The organism is Rhodococcus sp. EPR-134, from assembly GCF_001647205.1.
GTDB classification, from domain to species: Bacteria; Actinomycetota; Actinomycetes; order Mycobacteriales; family Mycobacteriaceae; genus Rhodococcus_F; species Rhodococcus_F qingshengii.
Window position 1 is genome coordinate 1 of sequence record NZ_LVCT01000026.1, and the last position, 11,914, is coordinate 11,914.

An 11,914-nucleotide genomic window follows, 5' to 3' on the forward strand; every position below is an offset into this window, starting at 1 on the left:
CGCACCCAGCGCGCTTGCACCCACAGCAAGAGCAATCACCCCCAAACCAGCTCCAACGGTGAACAGACTACGATTCCTGGATCCAAACTTTGCCACGAACAATCTCCACTCTGTGTGGTTCCAGGACAACCGAATTCATTGATTACTGGAACTTGTTGCAACCCGACTCTCGAAGTACGATACAGTCGACCTGGACATTCGCCCAGCTTTTCGTCGAAATAGTCGACAATCAGTTAACGGCAGGCAATCGACACCGAAAAGGTCCTCTTAATTCGGACTTTTCCGCAAATTCTGCCGAACTGATACATAGGCAAGCGTCCGATAGGTTTCAATGGTTACCGCGGCGCAACCTTTGAAGAGTCATCCCATCGCCGTCAGCGTGAACCCCTCGAACGGAGAATTTCATGTCACGTTTTTCAATGCGCAAAACACTCACCGGAATCGCAATCGCTGCACTTGCCACCAGCGGACTCGTGATGACCGCAGGCACCGCGAGCGCCGATGCCACCCACCCGTCCGCGGCAACGGTCAACTCCTCCAACGTCCGAATCACCAAGAGCATCGTGGGCGACGGCGAAGTTGCACCCGGCGGCAAAGTCACCGTGCGCACGGTCATCTCCACAACAGGCCACCCCGAGCGTTACGTCGACCAGTTCGTCGACCGCTACCCCGCCACGTTCAAGTACATCCAGGGCACGGCAACGGTCAACGCGTGGCACTTGATCGGCGGTCAGAAGACCGAATCCGTCACGCCTTCGGTTGACACTGCCGCCCGAACCGTGAATGTGCCCAGCACCGGCTGGCTGATCTCACCCACCGGAAGCAAGACCGTGACGATCGAGGCGCAGTACCTCGTCGCCGACGATGCACCGATCGGCTCGTACCAGGAAATGTCGAGCTCGATCGGTATCTCGACGTTCAATACCGAACAGAACATCAGCGGCGTCTACGCCAAGATCCGCGCCAAGAACCCCGGCGAGGCGGCCGCATCGGGCTCGGCAGATCTGGGCTTCGGCTCTTCTGACGGCGAGGGCGGAACCGGTTCGGCCGGATCCTCCATCCTCGACAACCCGGCCGGCTTCATCTCCGACATCATCAGCGGTGTCCTGGCCAACGGCAGCTGATTCACTCGCTCCGCCTGCTCCACCTGTAAACACTCCGTCGGGGAATGTGTTCGAGGGTGGCATCGAGTCTTCGGACTCGGTGCCACCCTCGATCTTTTGTGGCGATCACACTCCGTCGCGCCTGCATCAAAGAACCAAATAGGAAAGCATTACCTAAGTCATTCGCGGTATGATCCACCGATGAGTTCCACAGGATTTCCGTACTGGGCTGTGCCGGCAGGCCGGTACGTTCCGCTCCCCTTCTCGATGACGACGTCCACCATCGGGCGTGATCAGAAGCGCGCGTGGCGTGAGATCCGCCATCCCGAACACGAACTCCTCTGGGGCGCTTCCGGCGAGATGAGCGCGTACATCGACGACGTTCGTTGGCAGATACCACCGACGGTCGGCATGTGGATTCCGGCTGGAACTCCACGGCGCATCACGCTCGGCGCATCCACCGAGGCTCGTTTCACCTATTTCCGGCCCGAGTCGTTCCCCCACCCGTGGACAAAACCCGCGATCATCGGCATCGACGACGTCGTCAAGACGATGCTCATCCATCTGCACCAGCGAAATATGCCTACCGAGGCTCGCTTGCGCGCCGAATCCGTAGTCTTCGACACGCTCGCGCCCATCGAGGCGGCTGATGTCGCAGTACCGATGCCCGCCGATCCCCGGGCCCTCGCCGTCGCACGCCGCCTGATCGCCGACCCCGCCGATCAACGCGGGCTTGCCGATTGGGCCTACGTGGTCGGCGGAAGCCCCCGCACCCTGAGCCGCGTGTTCTCTCAAGGCACGGGGATGTCCTTCACCGAGTGGCGAATTCAAGTTCGCGTCCGCGCTGCGATGTCCTATCTCGCTGCGGGCGTTCCTGTTTCGACGGTAAGCCGTCGCGTCGGATACGAAACCCCCAGCGCCTTCACCAGCGTGTTCCGCAAGGTCACCGGACGCACACCGAAGAACTACTACTCGGACGCGTGCGAGTTGTCAGCCTAACTGGTCAGAACCCGTTCATCTTCGAGACCAGTTCCGCGAAAGCATATTTGACGCTCAGCGACGTGGGTGACGCCAAGGCCATGACTCGCGCCAGACCGAGCTGCTGAATCAGCCTGCCGTCCTTGACTGCCGGCAGGTCGGCAAACAACTTGTCCCCCATCAATCCGGGTAGCCCCTGACCACTCGCGTCGTTGAGCACGATCACGTCCGCGTCCAGTTCGTTGTACTGTTCGCGCGATGCAGTCACCGACCCCTGGGTGTCGCCGCACAGCTCTGCGCTTCCGGCCGACTGCTTCAGTCCGAGCTGGGACATCAGGATGACTCGGCCGTCGTCAGCGCAGTAATTGGTGAGGCCGTCGATGTTTCCCGAGAGGAAGGTCAAGGTTTTCCCGTTCAGATTGGGGGATCCGGCAGCCAGGTCGGCTATGGAATCGTCAGTTTCCTCGATCAGCTCGGCAGCCCGCTTCGGTTGGCCGAGTACTGATCCGATGGTCGACAACTGTTCCTGCCACGTGGTCGCCCATGCGGTCTCCTTGAACGGAATGGTGGGTGCGATCTGGGAAAGACGTGCATAGTCGTCTTCGGTGATTCCCGAGACCACTGCGATGATCACGTCCGGCTCCAACGCCAGGATCTGCTCGAACGGCACACCGGACGTGCTGTCGAGCAACGTGGGTTCGACATCGCCCAACAATTCTTCGTCCCACGGCAGGATGCCGTTCTCCAAGCCTGCCCCACTGAACGACTCCATGGCGACGGGTGTCTTGCCCAGTGCGAGGACCGAATCCTGGCTGTTCCAGCCGATAGTCACGATCCGCTGAGGTTCGGTCTCGATGGTGGTCGACCCGTACGCGTGATCAACGGTGACCGGCAGCGCGCCGGCCTCGGCCAACTGCGTCGTGCCCTCCGACGCTGTTGACTCGGTGCTGCTCTGGCAGCCTGCGAGCAGGGCAATCGCGGCCAACGCAGCCACTATTCGGGTAGTGCTCTTCATCTTCTGTCAGCTCTCTTCGCAAACGTACTTTGTTTCGACCAGCCAGGTATATCGAGACCCGATCCCGGTAATGGGGTGTCGATACTCCATCTGGCCGCTGCCGCGTAGCCCTTGGCATCTGCGAGCACTTTCCGCACTCGCACCGGCTCTACCGTAGAACTGCACAACGAGTGTTCAGATCTGGGCGAGGAGTTTCACGAGTGTCAGCGCTGCCCGAAACTCGTTCCGGTCCGATGGAGATGATCCGAGTCGGATCATTCTCCTCCGGACGCGGCCCGCGACTGGTTGCAGCCGTCACCGGGCAGGCGTCGTATCAGGTAGCTCAAGCCCTCATCCCGGTGCTGATCGGCACCGTCGTCGACCGGGCAATCGGAAAGTCCGACAGCACAGCACTTCTCGTGTGGCTTGCGGTGCTGTGTGCTCTGTTCGTGGGACTCGCTCTGTCGTGGCGCATCGCAGTTCGCCTGAACACGCAGGTCTTCGTCTACGGCGAACACGACCTACGACTGAATGCTGCCAGACGAGTACTCGATGCCAGGGGGATGAAAGCTCAGCGTTCGACCGGTGAAGTTCTCACCATCTCTACCTCGGATGCCTCACACGTCTCGGGCTTCTCCTGGGTTGTCGCCGAACAGGGCTCGGCATTTGCGGGGCTCGCCGCGGCAGTGATTTCGCTTGCCTTCGTTTCGTGGCCGCTCGCACTGATCGTCGTACTCATCACCGCTGCGCAGCTCATATTCATCCACAAGATCAGCGGTCCGTTGGACGAGCGCGTGTATGCAGAGCAGAAGAAGGCAGCCGAGGCAGGCATGCTTGCAACGGATTTCACGCTGGGACTGCGGGTACTGAAGGGTTTCGGGGCTGAACCCACCGCCCTGTCGCGATACGTCAACGCGAGCCGGGAGTCGATGAAGGCAGCGATCCGGACGGTCAGAGCAATGTCCAGCCTGACCGCGCTCAATTCCGGGGTCTCCGCGTTGGTGCTGGCTTCGGTTGCGCTTGGAGCCGCGTGGATGGCGCATCAAGGCACGATCACCGTGGGCAACTTCGTCACCGTTGTCGGCTTGAGCAGAGTGATTGCCGGTCCGATGGAAACGCTGGGGTTCTTCGGTGCCGAACTCGCTGCCAAGCGAGGTTCCGCGCGCAGACTGTCCGAACTGTTGGCCGAGCCACACCTGATCGAATCGCTGACCCCCACGGCCGCGACCGAACCTGCCAGAACTGAAGACGCCCTATTGATTTCGGCGGACAACGGAACCGTCGTCTCAGCTCGCCGCGGAGAAGTGGTGGGTGTGCGCGCTGATGATTCCGCCGACCGACTGGCACGACAACTCGCCTATCAGACCCCGCTCGCCCCCGACTCTTACTTCGTATTCGGCACCGATGCAACCGACCTCGGCCCGGACGGAGTTCGTGATCAGGTGTTCGTCTCCGCCCATGAAGGAACCGTGTTCACCGGCACCGTCTTCGACAATCTGGCTGCACCGAACGTCGACTCGTCGGCAATGACGTCATCTGCGCTCGACGACGTGTTGACGCATCTGCCCGACGGCCACCTCTCCGAGGTAGGCGAGCAAGGAAAAAAACTCTCCGGAGGTCAACGCCAACGCCTTCTCCTCGCCCGCGCTCTCCATCAACCCCAGCCGATCCTGGTCCTCCACGAACCCACCACTTCCGTGGACTCTGTCACCGAGCATCGAATTGCACACTCGCTGAGAAACTTCCCCGACAAGGCCATTCTGGTGATCACCTCGAGCCCGACCCTGCTCCATTCGTGTGACCGTGTCGTCACGATCGACCACGGCGTTCGGGAGGGAGAGTCGCTGTGACCGATACCCTTCCGGATGCATCTGCTGTTCCGGTTGTATCTGCCCTGCCGATCGCGTCGACCAAGCAGACCGTCCGCGCATTGATCGCACTGCTTCGGCCACGCAAGCGAGCGCTCGCACTCACGACCGTCGTGCTTCTCTCTGCTACGGCCTGCGGCCTGTCCACCCCGGCACTGCTCGGACTCATGGTCGATGCGGTCACGGAGGGCAAACCGTTTGCCTCACTCCTGCGTATCACCGCGTTCATGCTCGGCGCAGCGGCAGCAGGGGTTGCGCTGACCTGGTGGAGCACACAGCTTCTGGCGAACGTCGCGCAGAACGTGCTGGCCGATCTTCGTGAGGACGTGTTCGCCGCCACCCTCGCGCAGCCGTCGTCACTGGTCGAGGATGCCGGAACCGGTGATCTGATTTCCCGGGTCTCGGGCGACGTCGAAGCGGTAAACACCGTCATCGCGCGAGTACTACCCGCCACCGTGTCTGCCCTGTTCATGATTTCACTGACGCTTGTCGGTGTGGGAGTGATCGATTGGCGCTTCACCGTGGCAATCGTTGCCGTTGCGCCGATTCACTATTTCGCTCTTCGTCATTTCCTCCGACGCTCCGGACCCGTCTACCGACGCTCTCGCGCTGCGCAGGCCAGGCGGGGACAACAGCTCATCGAAACTCTCGGAGGCGCAGGCACTGTCACTGCCCTGCGGCGAACAGACGAGCACATCGACCGAATCGCCGAGACCTCCGAGCATGCCATCAGCTTCGACATGCAGGCAGTTCGCCTGCGCACCAACTTCTTCGCCCAACTCAACGGCGCCGAACTGCTCGGACTGGCCGCCGTCCTGAGCGTCGGCTACTGGCTCGTGACCACAGACTCGGTGTCCATCGGGGCCGCTACCGCCGCCGCCCTCTACTTCCACAGTCTGTTCAGCCCCATCGCGGTATTTCTCTCGAACATCGACGAATTGCAGGATGCGGGTGCCAGCCTGGCTCGCCTGATCGGAGTCACCGCGATGCCCGGGCGGCCCACGAGCATTCCTGCCTCGGCTCGGTCCGAACCCATCGGCGTCGAGGTGGACCGGGTTTCCTACTCGTACGACAACTCCACCCCGGTGATCGATTCGATCTCGATCTCGATCGCACCGGGGGAACGAATCGCCGTCGTCGGAAGCAGCGGCGCCGGAAAGACCACGCTCGCCAAACTGATTGCCGGCATCATTCCCGTCGGGGACGGGCGAATCACCGTCGACGGCACACTGATTGACGACCTGAGTGATGCCGAACTTCGGCACGAAGTCGTCCTCGTCAGCCAGGAAGTTCACGTGTTCGTCGGGACGATCGCCGACGATCTCCGGTTGTGTGCACCAGATTCGGACGATGCGAAGATCGCCGAAGCCGTCGACACGATGAAAGCTCAATGGATTCATGAACTTCCGGACGGACTCGAGACCAGGGTCGGGGCCGGTGGGTACCAGTTGACGGCGGCGCAGGCACAGCACATAGCCCTCGTCCGACTGGCTCTGCTCGATCCTCCCGTCGTCATCCTCGACGAGGCGACTGCCGAAGCCGGAACCACCGCAGCCGGTCTACTCGATCAGGCAGCCGAGCTCGCAGTCACCGGCAGGACCGCCGTGGTGATCGCACACCGGCTGAGCCAAGCAGTCCGCGCCGATCGCATACTCGTCATGAGCGGTGGCCGCGTAGTCGAGAGCGGGACACATGACGAACTGATCGGCGCGGACGGTTCCTACGCTGCACTGTGGGAAGCCTGGTCGGTGCGGAGCTAGAACCCCGCCAGACTCACCCGAAAGCCGTTACAACTCAGCTGCTACGACGCCTGCGGGCGATGTCCGCCAGGACGACTCCGGCGGCAACCGAGGCGTTGAGCGACTCGACCGGACCGGCCATCGGAATCGACAGGATCGCGTCGCAGTTCTCGCGGACGAGGCGCGAAAGGCCCTTGCCCTCGGAACCGACCACGATCACAACGGGACCGCTGCCGTCGAAATCGTCGAGAGTGGTGTCGCCCTCGGCGTCGAGACCGACGACCTGAACACCCTTCGATGCCCAGTCCTTGAGCGTGCGGGTGAGGTTGGTTGCCCGAGCAATCGGCAAACGAGCGGCAGCGCCGGCGCTGGTACGCCAAGCGACAGCACTCACGCTCGCGCTACGACGCTCCGGAATCACGACGCCGTGTCCACCGAAAGCTGCGACCGAGCGCACGACGGCACCCAGGTTGCGGGGATCGGTGATGTTGTCCAGCGCGACGAGCAGCGGCGGCTCGGCATGCTTGCGTGCCTCCGAGAGAAGATCGTCCGGGTGCGCGTAGCGGTACGGCGGAACCTGCAGGGCGATGCCCTGGTGAAGACCGTTGGCGCTGAGGCGATCCAGATCGGTGCGGGGGACCTCGAGGATCGAGATGCCGGCATCCGCAGCGAGCTGAACGGATTCCTTCAGTCGATCGTCGCTCTCGGTGCCGACGGCGACCCACAGTGCAGTCGCCGGAACGCCGGCGCGTAGGCACTCGACCACCGGGTTGCGTCCGAGCACTGTCTCGGGACCGTCGAGAACCTTGCGGCCCGGACCCGGACGGCCACCGCGGCCCTGCTTCTCGTCGGCACGTGCGGCGCGCGCTGCACGCTTTGCCGCGGGATGCTTGGTGCGTGCCTCGGCGGGCGGCGTAGCGCCACGCCCTTCGAGACCGCGACGGTGCTTACCGCCGGAACCGGCAACCTGGCCCTTCTTGGTGCCGCCCTTACGGACTGCGCCGCGCCTGCTCGAGTTTCCAGCCATTGTTACTGCCCTGCCTTAAGGGACCATTCGGGTCCGTCGGGAGTATCGGTTACTTCGATACCCGCCTTGATGAGGCGATCGCGAACCTCGTCCGCCACCGCCCAGTTCTTTTCCGTACGTGCCTGCTGCCGACGATCGAGATCGGCCCGCACCAACACGTCCAAAGCTTCCATTGCCGTCTCGGTGTCGCCACCGGACTGCGTCCAATGCTCGTCGAGTGGGTCGACGCCCAGGATCGCGAGCATGGCCCGCACCTGGCCGGCAGCCACCCGAGCCGCGTCGAGATCACCGGCAGCGAGCGCGGAATTACCCTCGCTCGCCTTGCCGTGAATCTCGGCCAACGCGATCGGCACCGACAAGTCGTTGTCGAGAGCCGCCGCGAAACCTTCGGTCCACGTACCGAGTTCGACGCCGCCCGCACGCTTGTGTGTGCGCAGGACGAACGACTCGAGCCCCTGGTAGGACTTCGCACTTTCGTCCAACGCCTCGTCCGAGTACTCGAGATTGGAACGGTAGTGCGCACTACCGAGGTAGTACCGAAGTTCTTGCGGACGAACCTTCTTGAGCACGTTCGGCACCGAGAGAACGTTGCCCAACGACTTGGACATCTTCTCGCCACTCATCGTGACCCAGCCGTTGTGCAACCAGTACTGAGCGAAATCGTCGCCGGCGCACTTGGCCTGCGCAATTTCGTTCTCGTGGTGCGGAAAGACGAGATCGCGTCCACCACAATGGATGTCGAATGCCGCCCCGAGATAGAACTCCGCCATGGCCGAGCACTCGAGGTGCCAGCCCGGACGGCCGGGTCCCCACGGTGTCGGCCACGAGGGCTCACCGGGCTTGACGGCCTTCCAGAGGGTGAAGTCGCGAGGATCGCGCTTGCCCTCGGCCGCACTCTCGCCCTGATGAACGTCGTCGAGTTTGTGGCCGGACAGTGCGCCGTACTCGGGGTAGCTCTGCACGTCGAAGTAGACGTCGCCGCCCGCCGCGTACGCGTGGCCGTTCTCGATCAGGCGTTCCATCATCTCGACCATCTGCGTCACGTGACCGGTGGCCCGCGGCTCGATGGACGGCGGCAGCACACCCAGTTGGTCGTAGGCCCACGTGAACGACCGCTCGAACGTCGCCGCCCACTCCCACCAAGGTCGACCGGCGCCGGCGGCCTTGTTGAGAATCTTGTCGTCGATGTCCGTCACGTTGCGCACGAAGGCAACGTCGTTGCCGTGCGCCAACAGCCAGCGTCGCAGCACGTCGAAAGCGACGCCGCTACGAACGTGTCCGATGTGAGGATCGCCCTGAACTGTCGCCCCACACAGGTACACCGATGCATGTCCGGGGGCCAACGGAACAAAATCCCGAAGGGCCCGCGTACTGGTGTCGTATAGGCGCAGGGTCACGACCAGCGATCTTACCTGTCGTGTTCGGTTGTCATGACCAACGCGGTGGCCATGGCGGCGATCCCCTCGCCGCGACCGGTCAAGCCGAGGCCGTCCGTGGTGGTCGCGGACACCGAAACAGGCGCGCCGAGAATGTCCGAGAGCACCTTCTGTGCCTCGTCGCGACGTGGCCCGATCTTCGGACGGTTTCCGATGACCTGCACCGCGGCGTTGCCGACGGCGAACTGGTTCTCTTCGAGCAGTCGGCGAACCTCGGCAAGCATTCGAGCGCCGCTCACGCCGTCCCATTCGGGCCTGCCGGTGCCGAAAACCGAACCGAGGTCACCGAGGCCCGCCGCAGAGAGCAACGCGTCACACAGCGCGTGGACGGCGACGTCGCCGTCCGAATGGCCCGAGCACCCGTCTGCTTCCTCGAACAGCAACCCGGCCATCCAGCAAGGACGACCGACCTCGATGGGATGAACATCCGTGCCGAGACCGACGCGCATCTAATTTCCGTCCTGTGAATCCGCACTCAACGCTGTCTCCGAGCTCAGGAGCGCCCGTGCAAGGACCAGGTCGAGCGGAGTGGTGATCTTGAAGGCGAGGGCGTCGCCGGGAATCGTCTGCACCGAAACACCGAGACGCTCGACCAGAGCGGCGTCGTCGGTCGCGGCGACGTCACCGGCGTCGTACGCACTGCGCAGGACGTCGGTGGAGAATCCTTGGGGAGTTTGAACCGCACGCAACTCCGAACGCAGAGGCGTACCGGTGACTGCGCCGAGTACGTCGACCGACTTGATCGTGTCGGTAACCGCAAGTACCGGGATAACAGCGGAGCTGCCGGCTCGGAGAGTGTCGACGACGCGCGCGATCAACGCCGGCGGTGTCAATGCCCGTGCGGCATCGTGCACGAGTACAAAATCTGCGTCGCCGGCAGCACTGAGGCCGGCTCGAACCGAATCGGTTCTTTCGGCACCACCGCCGACGACGTCGACGTCCGCTGCACGACCGAGGTCGGCTACGACGGATTCGACCAGTTCAGGCGGCACAATGACAACAACGCGGTCGATCGCTCCGGATTTCCGGAGTCCATCGACCGCGCGTGCAAGCATGGTGCACCCACCGAGTTCGACAAATGCCTTGGGCAATTTCTCGCCCAATCGCACTCCCCGACCTGCGGCAGGTACCAGGGCTACTACTGCCACTGTCAGCTTTGTTGTGTTGCAGTCAGGACGCGGCCGCGAGGACCTCGTCGAGAATGGTCTCTGCCTTCTCGGTGTCAGTGCCCTCGGCGAGCGCGAGCTCTCCGACGAGAATCTGACGAGCCTTGGCGAGCATGCGCTTCTCACCAGCGGAAAGTCCGCGGTCCTGCTCACGACGCCACAGGTCACGAACAACTTCTGCAACCTTGTTCACGTCACCTGAGGCAAGCTTCTCGAGATTTGCCTTGTATCGACGAGACCAGTTGGTGGGCTCTTCGGTGTGCGGTGCTCGCAGAACCTGGAAAACCTTGTCGAGGCCTTCTTGGCCGACCACGTCACGAACTCCGACGTACTCTGCGTTGTCTGCAGGAACCCGTACTGTGAGATCGCCTTGAGCGACCTTCAGAACCAGGTACTCCTTCTGCTCACCCTTGATGGTGCGGGTTTCGATAGCTTCGATCAGCGCCGCACCGTGATGGGGGTATACGACGGTGTCTCCGACCTTGAAAATCATGTGTCCCGTGCCCCTTTCGATTCCACTAGTTTAACACGTGAAAGAACCGACCACTCATCAACTGTGCAGGTCAGGGGCATCCTTGCTCGAGCGTAGGGGTTGACAGGGCTTGTTGTACGTGCATTCAACTGGTCTGGAGCACCCCTGCGTAACGGACTGAAAGCCCACGCAGACAACCGTTGTGGCGACCCGACGGCCGGCCCGCGGGACCTTATCTACTACTCTGCCTAGTGGAGTGCGAACCTGACGCCGTGGAGGACAAATCGTGACTGCTATCCGTAAGCCGACTCGTCGAGTCGCTACCGCCATTGCACTGGCTGCAGGCGCAGCCATCGCGCTGTCCGCTTGCGGTTCCGGACAGGTGAGCCAGACCGCCGTCCAGCAGGCCGCCGTGAACGGCAACAGCGCCGACCTCGGTGAGATCGCACTGCGCAACGTGCACATCGCTTACCCCTCGTCCGAGGAGTACAGCATCGAGCCGGGCGGCAACGCCGTGCTCGCGTTCACCGTCGTGAACGACAGCGCCGAGACCACGGACAAGCTCGTCAGCATCACCACCGATTACGCAGCACGCGTCATCGCAGGTGAAGAGGTAGGTGGCTTGACGATCAAGCCGCAGACGTCGCTGCAGGCCGGTCAGTTGCCCGCAGGCGAAGGCGCCGCGACCGAGGCCGAGACCCAGATCAAGAACAACGAAGAGAACGACGACGCACCCGCTGCGCTCTCTCTCGTCGTTCTGCAGGACATCAAGGCAGGGGTTCGCCCCGGCTTGACCGTCCCGATCACCTTCAAGTTCGAGAAGGCCGGATCGGTCACCGTCGACGTACCTGTCGACGCAGGCCCGCAGCTCGAGCGCAACGAGTCGGACAAGTCGCCCGACGTTGCAGAAGCTGGGCACTGAGCCTCGAATCATCAAGGCGCACAATGCGCCTCGCAGAACAACTTCAGAATCACACTAGAGGCGGGGTCCATGTCGGACCCCGCCTCTAGTCTGTCCCGGTGGCCAAAGTGAAATCGAACTACCGCTGCTCCGAATGCCAGTCGGTAGTGCCCAAGTGGGTCGGTAGATGTCCGGACTGCGATTCGTGGGGCTCGATGACCGAGGTCGCC

Annotated in this window: 12 protein-coding genes; 6 read left to right on the forward strand and 6 right to left on the reverse strand. The window is 62.7% G+C overall.

Annotated elements, in window-relative coordinates:
- Window positions 1–404: 404 nt before the first annotated feature.
- Window positions 405–1,124, forward strand: coding sequence for a hypothetical protein (locus A2J01_RS00970; protein ID WP_003945935.1), 720 nt, complete (start codon window positions 405–407; stop codon window positions 1,122–1,124).
- A gap of 180 nt (window positions 1,125–1,304) precedes the next feature.
- On the forward strand, window positions 1,305–2,102 hold the full coding sequence (locus A2J01_RS00975) for a helix-turn-helix domain-containing protein (protein WP_031332820.1): 798 nt from the start codon (window positions 1,305–1,307) through the stop codon (window positions 2,100–2,102).
- A 4-nt stretch (window positions 2,103–2,106) separates the two neighbouring features.
- Here A2J01_RS00975 and A2J01_RS00980 read toward each other — a convergent pair whose 3' ends face one another.
- Entirely contained in the window at window positions 2,107–3,096 is a 990-nt protein-coding gene (locus tag A2J01_RS00980) for an iron-siderophore ABC transporter substrate-binding protein (protein ID WP_003945426.1), read from the reverse strand.
- Between the two features lie 200 nt (window positions 3,097–3,296).
- On the opposite strand from A2J01_RS00980, the gene A2J01_RS00985 reads away from it, so the two are divergent.
- Window positions 3,297–4,925 carry an ABC transporter transmembrane domain-containing protein gene (locus A2J01_RS00985; protein ID WP_047269644.1) on the forward strand — a complete coding sequence of 543 codons (1,629 nt, stop codon included), beginning with the start codon at window positions 3,297–3,299 and terminating at the stop codon, window positions 4,923–4,925.
- The gene (locus A2J01_RS00990) at window positions 4,922–6,703 is read left to right on the forward strand and encodes an ABC transporter ATP-binding protein (RefSeq protein WP_064111527.1); all 1,782 of its coding nucleotides are present in this window, start codon (window positions 4,922–4,924) and stop codon (window positions 6,701–6,703) included. Before A2J01_RS00985 ends, A2J01_RS00990 begins: the two co-directional genes overlap by 4 nt.
- A gap of 34 nt (window positions 6,704–6,737) precedes the next feature.
- Here A2J01_RS00990 and rlmB read toward each other — a convergent pair whose 3' ends face one another.
- Genes rlmB through carD form a run of 5 tightly spaced genes read right to left on the reverse strand, consistent with a single transcriptional unit; the run spans window position 6,738 to window position 10,804 of the window.
- Window positions 6,738–7,709, reverse strand: coding sequence for a 23S rRNA (guanosine(2251)-2'-O)-methyltransferase RlmB (gene rlmB / locus A2J01_RS00995; RefSeq protein ID WP_003945749.1), 972 nt, complete (start codon window positions 7,707–7,709; stop codon window positions 6,738–6,740).
- Window positions 7,710–7,711: 2 nt separating this feature from the next.
- Window positions 7,712–9,106: a cysteine--tRNA ligase gene (gene cysS / locus A2J01_RS01000; protein WP_064111529.1), complete on the reverse strand. Its 1,395-nt coding sequence runs from the start codon at window positions 9,104–9,106 to the stop codon at window positions 7,712–7,714.
- An 11-nt stretch (window positions 9,107–9,117) separates the two neighbouring features.
- Window positions 9,118–9,594, reverse strand: a complete 477-nt coding sequence (gene ispF, locus A2J01_RS01005; RefSeq protein ID WP_047269647.1) for a 2-C-methyl-D-erythritol 2,4-cyclodiphosphate synthase — start codon at window positions 9,592–9,594, stop codon at window positions 9,118–9,120.
- Window positions 9,595–10,293, reverse strand: coding sequence for a 2-C-methyl-D-erythritol 4-phosphate cytidylyltransferase (gene ispD / locus A2J01_RS01010; protein WP_082900769.1), 699 nt, complete (start codon window positions 10,291–10,293; stop codon window positions 9,595–9,597). It abuts the gene before it with no gap.
- 22 nt (window positions 10,294–10,315) lie between these two features.
- The gene (gene carD / locus A2J01_RS01015; protein ID WP_003945666.1) at window positions 10,316–10,804 is read right to left on the reverse strand and encodes an RNA polymerase-binding transcription factor CarD; all 489 of its coding nucleotides are present in this window, start codon (window positions 10,802–10,804) and stop codon (window positions 10,316–10,318) included.
- Window positions 10,805–11,069: 265 nt separating this feature from the next.
- Here carD and A2J01_RS01020 point away from each other — a divergent pair, with 265 nt between their 5' ends.
- Window positions 11,070–11,705, forward strand: coding sequence for a lipoprotein (locus A2J01_RS01020; RefSeq protein WP_007726888.1), 636 nt, complete (start codon window positions 11,070–11,072; stop codon window positions 11,703–11,705).
- A 98-nt stretch (window positions 11,706–11,803) separates the two neighbouring features.
- Window positions 11,804–11,914, forward strand: a 111-nt coding sequence (locus tag A2J01_RS36205) for a hypothetical protein (protein WP_197494133.1), incomplete at its 3' end; no start/stop codon positions are given.